Source organism: Dryocola sharpae (assembly GCF_051307055.1).
Taxonomy (GTDB): Bacteria; Pseudomonadota; Gammaproteobacteria; order Enterobacterales; family Enterobacteriaceae; genus Dryocola.
Window position 1 is genome coordinate 3,060,330 of the sequence record NZ_CP149994.1, and the last position, 16,071, is coordinate 3,076,400.

Below are 16,071 nucleotides of genomic sequence, written 5' to 3' on the forward strand. Positions count from 1 at the left end.
CCCGCCGAAACAACAACGCCCCGCTGATAAATGCCCCGCAATTATAGACCTGCGTCACAGAATGGCTTGACCGTTTCAGCTTCTTTTGCCGTGCGGATTCGCCGCTTCTCTGGCAGGCTGTAAAAAGTGGGTTAATCGTGCATTTAACTATTCAGATTAAGGAACTCTCATGCTCCATCCGCGAGCCAGAACCATGCTGGTTCTCTCCCTTCCGGCACTGGTCATCGGCGTCTTTTCCAGCCTGATATTGATGGTGGTGATGAAAGCCGCCTCGGTTTTGCAAAACTATCTGTGGATAACGCTCCCTGCGCGCTTTGGTCTGGATCTGAACGCTCCGCTATGGATAGTGCTGATGCTCACGCTTACGGGCGTCGCCGTAGGGCTGGTGATTCGCTATATGCCCGGCCATGCGGGGCCCGATCCGGCAACGGAACCGTTAATTGGCGCGCCTGTTTCAGTGATGGCGCTGCCGGGCCTGATCCTGGCGCTGGTCATTGGCTTAGCGGGCGGCGTCAGCCTGGGGCCTGAGCACCCGATTATGACGGTGAATATCGCGCTGGCCGTCGCCGTTGGCGCACGCCTTTTTCCTCGCGTGGGTCCGCTGGACTGGACGATTCTTGCCGCAGCCGGGACTATCGGCGCGCTGTTTGGCACCCCTGTCGCGGCCGCGCTTATTTTTTCGCAAACCCTGAACGGCAATAATGACATACCAATGTGGGACAGATTATTCGCACCGCTAATGGCCGCCGCCGCTGGCGCGCTGACCACAGACCTGTTTTTCCATCCCACTTTCTCGCTGCCGGTAGCGCAGTATTCTGAGCTGCGCCTGGCGGATATTTTCAGCGGAGCGGTTGTGACGGCTATCGCCATCGCGCTTGGCATGGTCGCCGTATGGTGTTTACCACGCGTGCACCGACTGATGCACAAGCTCGGACATCCGGTGCTTATTCTTGGCGCAGGCGGATTTGTGCTTGGCCTGCTGGGCGTTGTTGGCGGGGAAATAACGCTGTTTAAAGGGCTGGATGAGATGCGCCAGCTTGCGCTCTCCACGGATAATACCGTCGGCGCTTTACTGATGTTTGCAGTGGTGAAACTCGCGGCACTGGTGGTGGCTTCCGCCTGCGGGTTTCGCGGCGGCCGCATCTTTCCGGTGGTCTTCGCAGGCGTTGCGCTGGGGATGATGCTGCATCAGCACGTTGAGGCCGTTCCGGCGGCCATCACGCTGTCGTGCGCCATTCTTGGCATGGTGCTGGTGGTGACACGTGACGGCTGGCTGAGCCTGTTTATGGCGATGGCCGTGGTGCCGGATATCAGGCTGCTCCCGCTGCTGTGCATCGTCATGCTGCCGGCCTGGCTGCTGCTGGCGGGCAAGCCGGTGATGATGGTGGATAAATCTCAGCGTTAGCTTCCACCCGAATTGCGTCTGGCGAGGGAAGAGGTCACCGCCTGCAGCAGCTCGGGAATATCCTGCACGGGCAGAACGACTTCGATAAGCGTAAGCCGTTCTGCTTTTGCCGCTTTGCGCATCACCTCTTTAAGCTGCACCGTTTCCATCACCCGCCAGCACTGCGCCTGGCAATGCAACTGCATCGCCTGCGGCAGCTGCGTCCAGTTCCACGGGGCGATATCGTTATAGCGCTGCTCCGCGCCGTGAATCGCCCTTTCCACCGTGTAACCGTCGTTATTGAGCAGAAAAATCACCGGCTTTTGCCCATCCCGCAGCATCGATCCCAGCTCCTGAATGGTGAGCTGGGCGGACCCGTCGCCGATAAGTAGCACCACGCGGCGATGGGGACAGGCCGTTTGCGCGCCAAAAGCGGCGGGCAGCGTGTAGCCTATCGATCCCCACAGCGGCTGGGCGATAAAAGTGGTGCCGGCGGGCAGCGTAAGCGTTGCCGCGCCGAATGCCGCAGTACCCTGATCCGCCAGCACAATGTCGCCCGGTTGCAGGAAATCCTGGACAGCCTGCCAGAGCGCATGCTGATCCAAAATTCCGCTCTCGCAAACCGGCAGCGCCGGTGGTTTTTGCCGTGGAACGGGCCAGTGGGCAAGCTGGCGTTTACAAAGCTGATGCAGAACCTCAACGGCCCGGGACATCGGCAGTCCGCTGAACCATCGATCGCCAATTCGCGTCGCGTCAGGCTGTATCTCTATCGTTTGCCGCGCCGTGAGCTGCTGGGTGAATCCTGCGGTGATGGTATCGGTAAATTTTACGCCGACGCAGATAACCAGCTCCGCGCCTTCAATGGCCGTTTTAATTCCCGCTTCACTCGCCGCGCCGCTGTAGGTGCCGATAAATCCCTGCTGCCCTTCGTCAAACAGGCCTTTCCCCATCAGCAGGGTTGCATGCGGAAGCGGCGTGTCGTCCATCCACTGCTGGAGCGCCTTTTGCTGCGCATAACGCAGCGCCAGGAAATCGGCCAGCAAGGCTATGCTGCGACTTGCGGCAAGTTTTGCCTGAGCCGCATGGCGGAAATCATCGAGTACAGCGCTGTCGGCGGCGCTGGAATTGATTGTCAGGGAATGGGCAGGCCTGGTGGCGGGCGCCTGAGCAACGTCGCCCGGCAAAAGCAAATAGCCAGGACGGCTTTTGCTGAGTGATTCACGCAGCACGCGATCTATTTCATAGCAGGCATTTTCTGGCGTAAGCGCGGCCTGCGCCACGGTGACCTCTTTTGCCATCCGCGCAAAATGCTGGAAATCCCCGTCGCCCAGCGTGTGATGCATAAGTTCGCCGCGCTGCTGAGCCCCCAGACAAGGCGCGCCAACGATATGGATAACCGGCAGGTATTCTGCGTAGCTTCCCGCAATGCCGTTAACTGCGCTGAGCTCACCCACGCCGAAAGTAGTCAGCAAAGCGGCGGCGCCGTTACAGCGGGCGTATCCGTCCGCGGCGTAAGCAGCGTTAAGTTCGTTGGCGCACCCAACCCAGGCGAGCCTGGGATGTTCAATGACGCTGTCCAAAAACTGTAAGTTGTAGTCACCAGGTACGCCAAACAGGTGAGCTATTCCGCATTCATTCAGGCGGTCAAGGAGATAGTCCGCAACAAGGTAGCGCATGGCATGTTCCTTCCCGGAGGGTCTGCTGTGAGTATTGGGTATCTGTGATCGGTGTCGAGGATATGCCGCAATTAAGTGCTGGAAAGAAGGATTTACAGCTAAACGCGGTGTAATCTGATGGCCACGCGGGCTGTGTAAACGTATACACAAAGCTGAGAATTCACTGACAAGGGTTATAAAATGGTCTACCAGGCACATCCTTCCCGTTATGAATCAATGGAGTACCGTCGTTGTGGCCGCAGCGGGCTGAAGCTTCCCGCTATTTCACTGGGGCTGTGGCATAACTTTGGCGATACCACTCTTATCGAAAACAGCCGCCAGCTGCTGCGTCGGGCGTTTGACGTGGGTATTACCCACCTGGATTTGGCGAACAACTACGGCCCGCCGCCGGGATCGGCGGAGGAGAACTTCGGGCGGATTTTGCGTGAAGATTTTCTGCCATACCGTGATGAGCTGATCATCTCCTCGAAAGCGGGCTATACCATGTGGGACGGCCCCTACGGCGACTGGGGCTCGCGCAAGTACCTGGTAGCCAGCCTTAATCAGAGCCTGAAACGTATGGGCCTTGAGTACGTGGATATTTTTTATCATCACCGTCCGGACCCTGAAACCCCGCTTGAAGAGACGATGCGGGCGCTGGATCATCTGGTCCGTCAGGGCAAAGCGCTTTACGTGGGATTATCCAACTATCCTGCGGATCTGGCACGCCAGGCAATTGATATTCTTAACGATCTCGGCACGCCTTGCCTCATCCACCAGCCGAAATATTCCATGTTTGAACGCGGGCCTGAAGGCGGCCTGCTGGACGTGCTGCAGGAAAAGGGCGTGGGCAGCATCGCCTTCTCTCCTCTGGCGGGCGGGCAGCTTACCGATCGTTATCTCAACGGCATTCCTGCGGATTCCCGCGCGGCAAGCGATAGCCGTTTCCTCAATCCCGACCAGTTGACCGAAGAGAAGCTGGCGAAGGTGCGCAAGCTTAACGCCGTTGCCGAACGCCGTGGACAGAAGCTGTCGCAGATGGCGCTGGCCTGGGTTCTTCGTGATGATAAAGTGACCTCGGTGCTGATTGGCGCAAGTAAAATCAGTCAGATCGACGATGCGGTGGGCATGTTGGCAAATCGTCATTTCAGCGCGACCGAGCAGGCGGAAATCGAGGCTATCCTGGTGTAACCGCTTACCCTGACCGCTGATACCGGCGGCGAATTTAGCAAAAAGTGCTCTCCCCTGCGGTTTAAGAGTTATGCCAATGAAACACTTGTTTACCAACGCTTAATATTGCGCTAACAGGCCGCCACGCGGCTACCCTGTGTTAAGGAGAGAGTATGTTCAGGTCACTGATTCTTGCGATTGCATTACTGGCGTCAGTCCCGCTGGTCGCGAATGCGGGCGAAATCACCCTGCTGCCGTCGGTGAAGTTAAATATTGGCGATCGGGATTATCGCGGTAACTACTGGGACGGACGCGACTGGCGCGACCGCGGCTACTGGCATCGAAATTATGAATGGCGCGACCGCGGCTGGCATCATCACCGTGGCTGGGACCGCGGACGCAGCAGCTATGAAAAAGGCTACCGCGAAGGCTGGAACGATCGCGACGACCATCGCGGCCGTGGTCACGGCCACAGACATCACCACTAAGCAAACTTCTGACCTCTCCCGCCCGGGAGAGGTTTTTTTATCATCCCAGCACGGTGCCAATAATCAGCCACAGATTCAGCACCACCACCAGCGCCACAATCGCCCAGCCAAGCAGCCCGATCGATCTGGTATTCACCAGCTCGCCCATTAGCTTTTTATCACTGGTAAAAATGAGTAGCGGAACCAGCGCCAGCGCAATACCAAAGCTGAGCAATACCTGGCTCATCACCAGAATGCGGGTTGGATCGAGGCCCATCAGGATCACAATGAAAGAGGGCGCCATAGTAACGGAGCGACGCACCCAGAGCGGAATATAGAAGCGCACGAAACCCTGCATCACCACCTGTCCGGCCAGCGTGCCGACAACGGTAGATGAAAGGCCCGCCGCGACCAGACTCAGCCCGAATATCGTGGCCGCCGCATGGCTGAGCAAGGGCTCAAGGGTTAAATAGGCCTGATCCAGATCGGCTACACCGGTATTGCCTGAGAAATGGAACGCCGCGGCGGCGGTCGCCATCATCGCCAGGTTGACAAAGCCTGCGATGGTCATGGCGATGGTCACATCCCATTTAGTGGCGGAATAGCGCTCCGCGCGGCTGCCGTCGTGCATATTCTGGGTCAGCGATGAATGCAGATAGATGACATGCGGCATGATGGTCGCGCCGAGCACGCCGGCGGCGAGAAAAACGGCTTCGCTGCCTGGCAGGGCCGGGATCAGCATCCCTTTTCCCAGCGCCGCAACGTCGGGCTGCGAGAAGATCAGCTCAACGATGTAGGCCACGGCCACGAACAGTAGAAGTCCGCCGATCGCTTTTTCGAGCGGTTTTTGGCCGTGCCGTTGCAGCATGAGGATCAGGAAGGTAGCGATACCTGTGAGCACCGCCCCCTGCAGCAGGGAAACCCCGAGGATCAGCTTAAAACCGATAGCCGCGCCGATAAACTCGGCGAGATCCGTCGCCATCGCGATGATTTCCGCCTGGATCCAGTACAGCCAGACGACCGGGCGCGGATAATGGTCGCGAATATGTTCGGCAAGATTTTTGCCCGTGGCGATGCCAAGCTTGGCGGACAATATCTGAATCATCATCGCCATCAGGTTCGCCCAGACGACCACCCACAGCAGCGTATAGCCGAAACTGGCGCCGGCCTGGATATTGGTGGCGAAGTTACCCGGATCGATGTAGCCGATGGCGGCAATAAACGCCGGCCCCATTAACGCCAGCCGCAACTTTCGTGCCGTTCGTCCACTGCGATTATCAACACGACTGTTTGTCATCATCTGCCTCTGAGGTATAGCCTTTGCTATGTTTCATGCTAACAAAATGAGAATCATTATCAAGATCGTTTATAAAGCTTGTCTGGATTTCTCTGATAGCTGAAAACAATGGCGGGAAGGCGACTACATGTCTGCTCTTTAACAAATCGGGCTACGATAACCCCTATGTTATGAATTGTGTGCGCTGACGCAACTTTTAGCTTCTTTACTTAACATAGCAGAATTGTATGGTTGATCACTAATTTTGCTATCCGTCACATGTCATCACAATAGTGTGCGATTGCTCTCGTTTTCTTATTGCTTGTTTCATAGAATGTGCAACGAAATTAAACCTGCCTCATATTTGGAGCAAATATGTCCCGCGTTCTGCACTTTGTTTTGGCGCTTGCAGTGGTTGCGCTGCTTGCTTTGCTGGTGAGTCCTAACCGCAAGCAAATCCGTATTCGCTTTGTGATCCAATTATTAGTGATTGAGATATTGCTTGCCTGGTTCTTCCTGAACTCTGAGATTGGCCTTGGCTTCGTGCGCGGTTTCTCAGAAATGTTCGAGAAGCTGCTGGCATTCGCTAATGAAGGGACAAACTTTGTATTCGGTAAGATGAATGACGAAGGACTCGCTTTCTTCTTCCTGAAAGTTCTCTGCCCTATCGTCTTTATCTCTGCTCTGATCGGCATTTTGCAGCATATCCGCGTGTTGCCGATCGTTATCCGCTTTATCGGTACCCTGCTGTCTAAAGTGAACGGTATGGGTAAGCTGGAATCCTTTAACGCCGTAAGCTCGCTGATTCTGGGACAGTCAGAAAACTTTATCGCCTATAAGGATATTCTCGGCAAGATGTCGCGCAACCGCATGTACACCATGGCAGCAACCGCTATGTCTACCGTGTCCATGTCGATTGTCGGCGCTTATATGACCATGCTCGATCCGAAATACGTTGTCGCAGCGCTGGTGCTTAACATGTTCAGTACCTTTATCGTACTGTCGCTCATCAACCCGTATCGCGTTGATGAGAGCGAAGAAAACCTGCAAATGTCTAATCTGCATGAAGGTCAGAGCTTCTTCGAAATGCTGGGCGAGTACATTCTGGCGGGCTTTAAAGTGGCGATTATCGTCGCTGCGATGCTGATTGGTTTCATCGCCTTGATTTCTGCCCTGAACGCCCTGTTTGCTACGGTATTCGGCATCTCCTTCCAGGGCATTCTGGGCTACATCTTCTACCCGATAGCCTGGGTAATGGGCGTGCCTGCTCACGAAGCGCTGCAGGTTGGCAGTATTATGGCGACCAAGCTGGTATCTAACGAGTTCGTGGCGATGATGGATCTGCAGAAGCTGGCCCACAGCATGTCTCCACGCGCTGAAGGCATTCTCTCCGTGTTCCTGGTCTCTTTTGCCAACTTCTCTTCTATCGGGATTATTGCCGGTGCGATTAAGGGCCTGAATGAAGAACAGGGCAACGTGGTTTCACGCTTCGGCCTGAAACTGGTTTACGGCTCTACGCTTGTGAGCATCCTGTCTGCGTCTATCGCAGCGCTGTTCCTCTAAAAGCCGCCCTTCAGCAAAAACCGGAGCCTTTATGCTCCGGTTTTTTTATGCCCGCGTTTCTTCCCCGTCGCCCGCGCAGTTTCGCCCGATACAGCCGCTTATCAGCTATCGACTGGATTTTCTCCAGCGGTAAACGAAAGCGCTTCGCTAATGCCATGTTAGCGGTTATGCATGAGAAGAGACCCTGACAGCGGCTCGGGCTTGCCGATCAGATAACCCTGCATATACTGCACGCCCAGTTCGAGCAGAAGGGTCCGCTGCTCTTCGGTTTCAACAAATTCGGCCACCACGGCCAGCTGTTTGGCATGGGCTAAATCGCAAATAGACTTCACGATCAGGGCATCAAGGGAATCAGAAGCGATCTCCCTGACAAAACAGCCGTCAATTTTAATAATATCGGCCTGGAGACGCTTCAGGCGCTCGTAGTTAGCATAGCCTGTACCAAAATCATCAATCGCAATTTTGAAACCGTATGCACGCAGCAGATTAATATTCTGCATGGAGGTTTCTGAATTCGAAAACGCCTGCTCCTCAGTTACTTCAATAATAACCGCGCTGGTTGGCACCTGTTTATTGTGAAAGAGCGTTATTATCTCCTGTGCTATCTCTTTTTGCATCAGGGTAAAGGGCATCAGATTAACCGAGAACAGCGGCCGCGGCTGCTCGCCGCCCAGCTCGTGCAGGAAAGCCACCAGCTTGCTCATCACTAACATATCGAAGCGCACGTTCAGGTTAAATTCAGCAATAATCGGAATGAATTTATCGGGAGTTATCATTTCGCCCTGGAAAAATAATCTGCTTAAAATCTCGCTATAGCCTTTTCCGTGCTTATCCACGATCGGCTGGGCGAAGAGCTGCAGCGAGGCATCGTCATTCAGGGCATGTTTTACCTTCTGTAACAGCAATACCCGCTCGGTGGTTTGATCCGATACGGCTTCAAGGCGGGTATTAAGGCTCAGAACCCGTCGAACGGAACAGGCCTGCTCGGCAAGTTAGCTCAGCTGCCCCAGCGTGCGATAAAGGTCATAGAGTTTCCCGTCCATTACGCTATAAGAAGCGCCTGACTCTATTTCCAGCGTGCTGTTATGCCATACGATCTTTTTGCTGTTGAGCAGATCGACGATGTGGTTCAGGCGCGCTTCGGTTTCCGGACCCCGAAGAAAAATAAGCAGCTCGCAGCCGGGAAGCTGGAACATCTGCTCCCCTTTGTCCAGCCACGGCGCTAACAGCCGGATGATTTCACGCTTGCAGTGCACACGCATCATCAGGCCGTAGTGACGGCTCAGGAACTCCAGATTCGCCAGCCGTAAACAGCACAGCGATCCGGAAGGAAAACGCTTTGCGTGCTGTTCCAGCGCGCGTAGGTTTGGCAGATGTGTAAGCGGATCGGTCATCGCCTGCAGGCGCCAGAGACGCTTCATCCATTCGTTTTTATGGAAGGTAATCGTCATATACAGCATGCAGACGGTAAATGAGATAAACACTGAGAGAATAAACGACAGGGAGAATTCGCTGTTTACCCCCTGCATAAAACCATCGTTACAGGTCAGCAGCAGCCACGCCGAAGCGCCCCAGAGTAAAGTGATTAACTTCGGGCCGATATGGCGGATGCCAAGGGTAAAGAGGACGAAGATAACGGGCACCAGATAACCGGAAATAAGCGCCGATTGGTACGAACAACATAACAGCGCCAGAAAAGCGATCCATGCGCCGACCCAGCTAAAAGTACAGAGATGGCGTTCCGTCGAAAGATAGCGCATCACACAGCGACGCCAGAAAGCGCGTGCGAAATGCGGATTCAGGATCGTGCGTAGCGGGTAGTAAAACAGCATGGTAAATATTAGCGAGGCGGCTATCAGATTTTGCAGATCGACCACCAGGTACATCAGCGAGCTTTCGCCGAAGGAAGGCGCCAGCGCCGGAGGGTAGCTAATGTATCGGCCCGCGATAAACATCGACAATTTTATGCCAAATGGCGTAAAGAACCCTAACCAGAATATCCTGACGCCAATGCCCTTATTTGCCAAATCAAAACGCCAGCGTGAGCCAAGATAATAACGCGTAATGGCCGCGGATAATAATAAGGGAAACAATAAGCAGAATATAAATACGGCTAACGACAGCGCGGGTAAATCAAACCCTCTCCAGAAGGTAATTGATACGCCGGCAATTAACGGCAAAACTGCCGCCCTGCCAAAAAGTAAAATTAATGAAATCAGCAGGCTAAGCGGAAGATAAGCCAGATAGACTTTGCTGCCATCCATTATCGTCGTCGGTGAAATATAGCGGGCGAATGGCGTAAGCAATAAACATAACACCAGTGCGGCAACAGATTTCTTAACCAATTTGTGAAAACTCATAAGCACAGGTGTTAATATTATGTATTTATAGCAGCTATAATTTAGACAGCAGAATACGTTTATTCGGGCTGAAAATCAAGTGCACCTGCCCAGCAGGGAAATAGCTCAGCCGGGATTAACAGGTTTAAACAAATATACCTTTCCTGATAGTTCTATTTTGAAAATTAATGCCGTTGATAACGCTAATTCGGGCAGTAAACCTCCCATTTGCGTTACTGCACTGCGGATATTCTGGATCGGTAGAATGCAAAAACCCCCGCCAACAGGCGAGGGTTTTGTATTTTGGTGGAGCTAAGCGGGATCGAACCGCTGACCTCTTGCATGCCATGCAAGCGCTCTCCCAGCTGAGCTATAGCCCCACGACCGGGCTTTGGTTCTACGGTGCAAATCTTGCTGGAGAAGATTTGGTGGAGCTAAGCGGGATCGAACCGCTGACCTCTTGCATGCCATGCAAGCGCTCTCCCAGCTGAGCTATAGCCCCGAACCGTAGAAACCTTGTCGTGTTGACGGGCGGCATCATATGAAACCCGCCAGTTTGTGTCAACGGCAAATTCTTCTTCTGCGGTCGATCGCCGAAAAAGCAAACAACTCATACAGATCCTGATTGCATCTCGTCCCGCTGTAGTTAATCCTGTCACAGTTTCACGTAAAACGATCGCATAAAATGAACCCCTAATAACTTCTTTTGCATTAAGGAAACCACCGTGCTCAAGGAACGAATGACGCCTGAAGAGCTGGCGACGCTTACGGGCTATAGCCGGCAAACTATCAACAAGTGGGTGCGCAAAGAGAACTGGACAACGACACGGAAGCCCGGCGTGCAGGGCGGAAAAGCCAGGTTAATTCATATTGATGAACGCGTTCAGGAGTTCATTAACAGCGCGAAGCGAGCCGCGGACAAATCCTCCACTTATTCGGCTAATGATTCTACGCTGGAGGCCTTACTGCGCCATTCGCTAAAGCAGATGTCGGCGAGCGAGCAGCAAAAAATGTCGGCGCTGATTTTACGGGAAGGCATTGCTGGCGTGCTAAAACGTCTGGGTATTCGCGACAGCGAATAAAAAAACCGGCGACGATGCGCCGGTTTCGTACGTACCTACACCGGTTAGTTACTGGCTTTCGCGTTCAGCGATAAAAGCTAAAGCCTGATTAATTCTTGCCACAGAACGCTGCTTGCCAATCGCGTGAACCGTTACATCCAGCGCCGGTGACTGCCCGGCACCTGTTACAGCAACGCGTAACGGCATGCCCACTTTACCCATTCCCACTTCCAGCTCATCCGCCGTTGCCTGAATAGCCTGATGCACATTTTCCGCGCTCCAGTCGTTCAGGGCTTCAAGCTTATCGCGCACCACTTCCAGCGGCTGGCGGGCAACCGGGCGCAGATGTTTCTTCGCAGCGTCCGCATCAAACTCGCTGAAATCTTCATAGAAGTAGCGGCAGGTCTCCGCCATCTCCTTAAGCGTTTTGCAGCGCTCGCCCAGCAGTTTCACCAGATCGGCCAACTGGGGGCCATTGCGGGTATCAATATTTTGCTGCTCGATGTGCCATTGCAGCTGCGTCGCCACATATTCCGGCGCCAGATGGTTAATGTAGTGGTGATTCAGCCACTGCAGCTTTTCCGTATTAAACGCGCTGGCAGATTTGCTGACGGTATTTAAAGAGAAGAGCTTGATCATCTCTTCGCGGGTGAAGATCTCCTGATCGCCATGTGCCCAGCCCAGGCGCACCAGATAGTTCAGCAGCGCTTCCGGCAGATAGCCTTCATCGCGATACTGCATTACGCTGACCGCGCCGTGGCGTTTGGATAATTTTTTGCCGTCATCGCCGTTAATCATCGACACGTGCGCATAAACCGGCACCGGCGCATTCAGCGCTTTCAGAATATTAATCTGGCGCGGGGTGTTGTTGATGTGGTCTTCACCGCGGATCACATGGGTGATTTCCATATCCCAGTCGTCCACCACCACGCAGAAGTTATAGGTTGGCGAGCCATCGGTACGACGAATAATCAGATCGTCGAGTTCCTGGTTACTGAACTCGATTGGGCCGCGAATCTGGTCGTCAAAAATGACCGACCCTTCCTGCGGGTTAGCAAAACGAACAACGCATGGCTCATCGGCCGCGTGATGTTCGTGATCGTGGCGGCAGCGGCCGTCGTAACGTGGCTTTTCGCCCTTCTCCATTTGTTCTTCACGCAGCGCGTCAAGACGCTCTTTGGAGCAGTAGCATTTATATGCCGTGCCTGCTTCCAGCATCTCATCAATTACGCTGTTGTAGCGGTCAAAGCGTTTGGTCTGATAGTACGGGCCTTCATCCCACTCCAGGCTCAGCCAGTTCATCCCGTCCATAATGGCTTCGATGGCTTCCGGAGTAGAGCGTTCGAGATCGGTATCTTCAATACGCAGCACGAACTCGCCGCCTTGGTTACGGGCAAAAAGCCAGGAATAGAGAGCAGTACGAGCGCCACCGACGTGCAGATAGCCTGTTGGGCTTGGCGCAAAGCGAGTTTTGATTTTCATTGAACGGCCTTAATTACGCAAAAGTACCGGGAAACCGGTAAATGCCAGGAAAGATAAAGTGGGCAACATTCTACCACCGTGGGCTGATTCCTCAATGTTGATGCCTTTAGTTCGTCGCAAACCGCTTATTTCGGTGATAAATCAAGCGCCAATGAGTAAATCACGATCGCATTGCCTAATTTTAAGACGAACAAACAAAATCTTTAGAAAAGGCGTTGACTCATTTTCAACTCTCCCTATAATGCGACTCCACACAGCGGGGGTGATTAGCTCAGTTGGTAGAGCATCTCCTTTACACGGAGGGGGTCGGCGGTTCGAGCCCGTCATCACCCACCATTCATTAGTGAGTGTGCTCCGCAGTGTAAGTAAGAGAATTAGCGTTGGGTGATTAGCTCAGTTGGTAGAGCATCTCCTTTACACGGAGGGGGTCGGCGGTTCGAGCCCGTCATCACCCACCATAGCTCCTCTTATTAGAATAAAGCAGTACCGAAGTTTGGGTGATTAGCTCAGTTGGTAGAGCACCTCCTTTACACGGAGGGGGTCGGCGGTTCGAGCCCGTCATCACCCACCATTCGGGTCGTTAGCTCAGTTGGTAGAGCAGTTGACTTTTAATCAATTGGTCGCAGGTTCGAATCCTGCACGACCCACCAATGTAGAAAGGCGCCCTAAAGGCGCCTTTTTGCTATGTGCCATTTAGCAGGACAGAACCTGCAGCAGGTTCGACAAAATTGACGGGAACAATTTTGCATCACCGCTCGCGGTGACCCGCCGAACGAGCCTCAGGATAAGGCGAGTGTTATCCTGCACGACCCACCAATGTGAAAAGGCGCCCTAAAGGCGCCTTTTTGCTATGCGTAATCCGGCAGGATGAGAAACTATAGCAACGAAGAGAGACGACAATGCGCAGCCGTTGTCCGCAGGAAGAGGCCAAAATCGAGCCTATTCCGCACATCGCCATAAAAGCGGCTACACGCACTCTAACCTTTTTTCAAAGCTTGCCGATAACCTCTTAAGCATTCCTGACAAGGAGTTAACATGACCACTATTAACAGCACCGCTTTGCAGGGCGGCCCCATTGCAACCACTGCCGCAGGCGCCTCTTCCGGCAGTTCCGATAACAGCACGGCATCACAAATCAACCGCATACTGCAACAGATAAACCAATTGACCGGACAGCTCAAAGAGATCGCCGACGGCAGCGCATCAGCCGAGGAAAAGCAAAAGCAGCAGGAGTTAATCCAGGCGCAAATCACTATGCTGCAGGCACAGCTGGCCCAGCTGCAGCATAAGCAGGCTGAAGAAGCACAACAAAAGCAGGAGCAGAACCAGGTAAAAGCTGAAGGCGTAAATTATCCTTCAGCGGATCATCAGATCGATATCCTTATCTGACTATTCATTGGGCGCCGCGCGCCCGGTCGCTTTTCAGGGGCTTTACCAGCCCCTCAAGCCCTTCGGTTTTAACCAGCAAGGTGAGCTTCATCAGCTCGCCAAGATGGCCTTCAGGAAAGTCATCTTTGCGCGCAAACCACAGGAGATACTCTTCCGGCACGTCAATCAGCACGCGGCCTTTATACTTGCCGAAAGGCATTTCCGTATTGGCTATCTCAATAAGCTGTTTTCTGTCCACCTTACTCGCCCAGTAAGCGGATCAGTTCCGCTTCATCGATAACTTCAATCCCCAGCTCCTGCGCTTTAGCAAGCTTGGAGCCCGCGGCTTCACCGGCAATAACCAGATCCGTTTTCTTCGACACGCTGCCTGCAACTTTAGCCCCTAAAGCGGCCAGCCGCGCTTTGGCCTCGTCTCGCGATAAAATGTTAAGCGAACCGGTCAACACGACGGTTTTTCCCGCAAACGGGCTGTCGATCTCTTCGGCTTTGATTATTACCGGTGCCGGCCAGTGCACGCCCTCCTCCTCGGTAAGCTGGCGGATAACCTCACGGTTGCTCTCTTCCTCGAAGAAATTGAAGACGTGCGTGGCCACGACAATGCCTACGTCCGGCACTTTTTGCAGCTCTTCGATGGAAGCGGCAGACAAGGCGTCCAGCGTTCCGAAATAGGCGGCTAAGCCGGCAGCGGTTGCCTCCCCCACCTCGCGGATCCCTAAAGCATAAAGGAAGCGTGCGAAGGTGGTGGATTTAGCTTTTTCTAACGCATTCACAACGTTCTGCGCAGACTTCGGCCCCATGCGATCCAGGCCGGTGAGCTTGCCCGCAGACAGGCGGAACAGGTCAGCCGGAGTATGGACATACTCCTTTTCGACCAGCTGATCGATAATCTTATCGCCCATGCCGTCTACATCCAGCGCGCGACGCGAAACAAAGTGCTTCAGGGATTCTTTACGCTGGGCGCCGCAAATCAGGCCGCCGGTGCAACGGGCCACCGCCTCGCCTTCCACACGCTCAACGTCCGACCCACAAACCGGGCAGCGTATCGGGAAAATAACCTCTTTCGATTCGGCTGGCCGTTCAGACTCCACCACGCTGACAACCTGCGGGATCACATCGCCGGCGCGGCGGATCACCACGCGATCGCCGATTCTCAGGCCTAAACGTTCGATTTCATCGGCGTTATGCAACGTGGCGTTGCTGACCAGAACGCCCGCCACCTGCACGGGTTCAAGGCGCGCCACCGGCGTAATTGCGCCGGTGCGTCCCACCTGAAACTCAACGTCGCGAACAAAGGTCATTTGCTCCTGCGCGGGGAATTTAAACGCCACCGCCCAGCGTGGGGCGCGGGCCACAAATCCTAGCGTTTCCTGTAAGACGAGAGAGTCCACTTTGATCACAACGCCGTCGATATCAAACCCAAGCACGGGACGGTCGGCTTCAACCTGATGGTAAAACGCCAGCACTTCTTCCGGCGTGCTGCACAGGCGGATACGGTCGCTTACCGGCAAACCCCAGGCTTTAAACAGCTGCAGGCGCGCCATATGGCTGGCTGGCAGTTCGCCGCCCTCCAGCAGGCCCACGCCGTAGCAGAAGAAAGTCAGCGGACGTTTGGCCGTAATGCGCGGATCGAGCTGACGCAGCGATCCTGCGGCAGCATTACGCGGATTGGCGAAGATTTTACCGCCGGTGCGGCGAGCTTCTTCGTTAATTTTCTCGAAGCCCGCCTGCGGCAGAAACACTTCGCCACGTATTTCAACGCGACGTGGAATATTCTCACCGTGCAGCTTCAGCGGAATTGCGCGAATGGTGCGCACGTTAGCCGAGATATTTTCGCCGGTGGTGCCGTCACCACGCGTTGCCGCGCGAGTCAGCACGCCGTCTTCATACAGCAGGCTTACGGCAAGGCCATCGAGTTTCAGCTCGCAGCAAAAAGTCAGCGCGTCGGTGTGCTTCAGCCTGTCCTGCACGCGTTTATTGAAGACAAGATAGCTCGCTTCATCAAAGACGTTATCCAGCGAAAGCATCGGCACTTCATGACGCACCTGGGTAAAGGCGCTCAGCGGCGCGGCGCCCACGCGCTGCGTCGGCGAATCTGGCGTGATTAATTCAGGATGAGCCTCTTCCAGGGCACGCAGTTCACGCATCAGGCGATCGTATTCCGCATCCGGAATTTCTGGGTTATCAAGCACATGATAAAGGTATTCATGATGGCGAAGCGTGGTTCGCAGTTCAGTGAGTTGTTGTTCGATTGAGTCCATATCGCACCATCAATAGAAAAAACCCCC

13 protein-coding genes and 6 tRNA genes are annotated in these 16,071 nt (G+C 54.2%); 10 read left to right on the top strand and 9 right to left on the bottom strand.

Annotated elements, in window-relative coordinates:
• Nucleotides 1-169 precede the first annotated feature (169 nt).
• The gene (locus WLO31_RS14575) at nt 170-1,405 is read left to right on the top strand and encodes an ion channel protein (RefSeq protein ID WP_435927333.1); all 1,236 of its coding nucleotides are present in this window, start codon (nt 170-172) and stop codon (nt 1,403-1,405) included.
• Here the strand turns inward: WLO31_RS14575 and WLO31_RS14580 are convergent.
• The gene (locus WLO31_RS14580; protein ID WP_435927334.1) at nt 1,402-3,060 is read right to left on the bottom strand and encodes an alpha-keto acid decarboxylase family protein; all 1,659 of its coding nucleotides are present in this window, start codon (nt 3,058-3,060) and stop codon (nt 1,402-1,404) included. The genes WLO31_RS14575 and WLO31_RS14580 overlap by 4 nt on opposite strands.
• Before the next feature lie 180 nt (nt 3,061-3,240).
• Between WLO31_RS14580 and mgrA the strand changes: the two genes are divergently transcribed.
• Nucleotides 3,241-4,230, top strand: coding sequence for an L-glyceraldehyde 3-phosphate reductase (gene mgrA / locus WLO31_RS14585; protein ID WP_435927335.1), 990 nt, complete (start codon nt 3,241-3,243; stop codon nt 4,228-4,230).
• A 152-nt stretch (nt 4,231-4,382) separates the two neighbouring features.
• Entirely contained in the window at nt 4,383-4,697 is a 315-nt protein-coding gene (locus WLO31_RS14590) for a DUF2502 domain-containing protein (protein WP_435927336.1), read from the top strand.
• A 40-nt stretch (nt 4,698-4,737) separates the two neighbouring features.
• Here WLO31_RS14590 and WLO31_RS14595 read toward each other — a convergent pair whose 3' ends face one another.
• Nucleotides 4,738-5,973, bottom strand: a complete 1,236-nt coding sequence (locus WLO31_RS14595) for an Nramp family divalent metal transporter (RefSeq protein ID WP_435930621.1) — start codon at nt 5,971-5,973, stop codon at nt 4,738-4,740.
• Between the two features lie 354 nt (nt 5,974-6,327).
• Between WLO31_RS14595 and WLO31_RS14600 the strand changes: the two genes are divergently transcribed.
• Nucleotides 6,328-7,515 carry a NupC/NupG family nucleoside CNT transporter gene (locus tag WLO31_RS14600; protein WP_435927337.1) on the top strand — a complete coding sequence of 396 codons (1,188 nt, stop codon included), beginning with the start codon at nt 6,328-6,330 and terminating at the stop codon, nt 7,513-7,515.
• Nucleotides 7,516-7,673: 158 nt separating this feature from the next.
• Here the strand turns inward: WLO31_RS14600 and WLO31_RS14605 are convergent, their stop codons facing one another.
• From WLO31_RS14605 to WLO31_RS14620, 4 genes are all read right to left on the bottom strand, one after another.
• Nucleotides 7,674-8,420, bottom strand: a complete 747-nt coding sequence (locus tag WLO31_RS14605; RefSeq protein ID WP_435927338.1) for an EAL domain-containing protein — start codon at nt 8,418-8,420, stop codon at nt 7,674-7,676.
• A gap of 87 nt (nt 8,421-8,507) precedes the next feature.
• A complete protein-coding gene (locus WLO31_RS14610; protein WP_435927339.1) occupies nt 8,508-9,821 on the bottom strand; it encodes an MASE1 domain-containing protein in 1,314 nt (437 codons plus the stop codon).
• A 337-nt stretch (nt 9,822-10,158) separates the two neighbouring features.
• Nucleotides 10,159-10,234, bottom strand: a tRNA-Ala gene (locus WLO31_RS14615).
• Between the two features lie 46 nt (nt 10,235-10,280).
• Nucleotides 10,281-10,356 (bottom strand) — tRNA-Ala (locus tag WLO31_RS14620).
• A 223-nt stretch (nt 10,357-10,579) separates the two neighbouring features.
• Between WLO31_RS14620 and WLO31_RS14625 the strand changes: the two genes are divergently transcribed.
• Nucleotides 10,580-10,936 (top strand): YfeC-like transcriptional regulator, encoded by a 357-nt coding sequence (locus tag WLO31_RS14625; RefSeq protein WP_435927340.1) that lies wholly within the window; start codon nt 10,580-10,582, stop codon nt 10,934-10,936.
• 48 nt (nt 10,937-10,984) lie between these two features.
• Here WLO31_RS14625 and gltX read toward each other — a convergent pair whose 3' ends face one another.
• Nucleotides 10,985-12,397, bottom strand: coding sequence for a glutamate--tRNA ligase (gltX, locus tag WLO31_RS14630; protein WP_435927341.1), 1,413 nt, complete (start codon nt 12,395-12,397; stop codon nt 10,985-10,987).
• A 260-nt stretch (nt 12,398-12,657) separates the two neighbouring features.
• Here gltX and WLO31_RS14635 point away from each other — a divergent pair.
• The 5 genes from WLO31_RS14635 (at nt 12,658) to WLO31_RS14655 (ending at nt 13,786) form a co-directional block, all read left to right on the top strand.
• Nucleotides 12,658-12,733: transfer RNA gene (locus tag WLO31_RS14635), tRNA-Val, on the top strand.
• Nucleotides 12,734-12,779: 46 nt separating this feature from the next.
• Nucleotides 12,780-12,855: transfer RNA gene (locus WLO31_RS14640), tRNA-Val, on the top strand.
• A gap of 37 nt (nt 12,856-12,892) precedes the next feature.
• Nucleotides 12,893-12,968: transfer RNA gene (locus tag WLO31_RS14645), tRNA-Val, on the top strand.
• Nucleotides 12,969-12,971: 3 nt separating this feature from the next.
• Nucleotides 12,972-13,047 (top strand) — tRNA-Lys (locus WLO31_RS14650).
• Between the two features lie 385 nt (nt 13,048-13,432).
• On the top strand, nt 13,433-13,786 hold the full coding sequence (locus WLO31_RS14655; protein WP_435927342.1) for a FlxA-like family protein: 354 nt from the start codon (nt 13,433-13,435) through the stop codon (nt 13,784-13,786).
• Nucleotides 13,787-13,790: 4 nt separating this feature from the next.
• Here WLO31_RS14655 and WLO31_RS14660 read toward each other — a convergent pair whose 3' ends face one another.
• Both WLO31_RS14660 and ligA read right to left on the bottom strand, forming a co-directional pair.
• On the bottom strand, nt 13,791-14,024 hold the full coding sequence (locus tag WLO31_RS14660) for a DUF3820 family protein (RefSeq protein ID WP_435927343.1): 234 nt from the start codon (nt 14,022-14,024) through the stop codon (nt 13,791-13,793).
• A 1-nt stretch (nt 14,025) separates the two neighbouring features.
• Nucleotides 14,026-16,044, bottom strand: a complete 2,019-nt coding sequence (ligA, locus tag WLO31_RS14665) for an NAD-dependent DNA ligase LigA (protein ID WP_435927344.1) — start codon at nt 16,042-16,044, stop codon at nt 14,026-14,028.
• Nucleotides 16,045-16,071 lie beyond the last annotated feature (27 nt).

Coding starts and splice junctions, on each gene's coding strand:
- gltX (WP_435927341.1), bottom strand. CDS start 12,397: ATGAAAATCAAAACTCGCTTTGCGCCAAGCCCAACAGGCTATCTGCAC.
- WLO31_RS14600 (WP_435927337.1), top strand. CDS start 6,328: ATGTCCCGCGTTCTGCACTTTGTTTTGGCGCTTGCAGTGGTTGCGCTG.
- ligA (WP_435927344.1), bottom strand. CDS start 16,044: ATGGACTCAATCGAACAACAACTCACTGAACTGCGAACCACGCTTCGC.
- WLO31_RS14590 (WP_435927336.1), top strand. CDS start 4,383: ATGTTCAGGTCACTGATTCTTGCGATTGCATTACTGGCGTCAGTCCCG.
- WLO31_RS14595 (WP_435930621.1), bottom strand. CDS start 5,973: ATGACAAACAGTCGTGTTGATAATCGCAGTGGACGAACGGCACGAAAG.
- WLO31_RS14575 (WP_435927333.1), top strand. CDS start 170: ATGCTCCATCCGCGAGCCAGAACCATGCTGGTTCTCTCCCTTCCGGCA.
- mgrA (WP_435927335.1), top strand. CDS start 3,241: ATGGTCTACCAGGCACATCCTTCCCGTTATGAATCAATGGAGTACCGT.
- WLO31_RS14655 (WP_435927342.1), top strand. CDS start 13,433: ATGACCACTATTAACAGCACCGCTTTGCAGGGCGGCCCCATTGCAACC.
- WLO31_RS14580 (WP_435927334.1), bottom strand. CDS start 3,060: ATGCGCTACCTTGTTGCGGACTATCTCCTTGACCGCCTGAATGAATGC.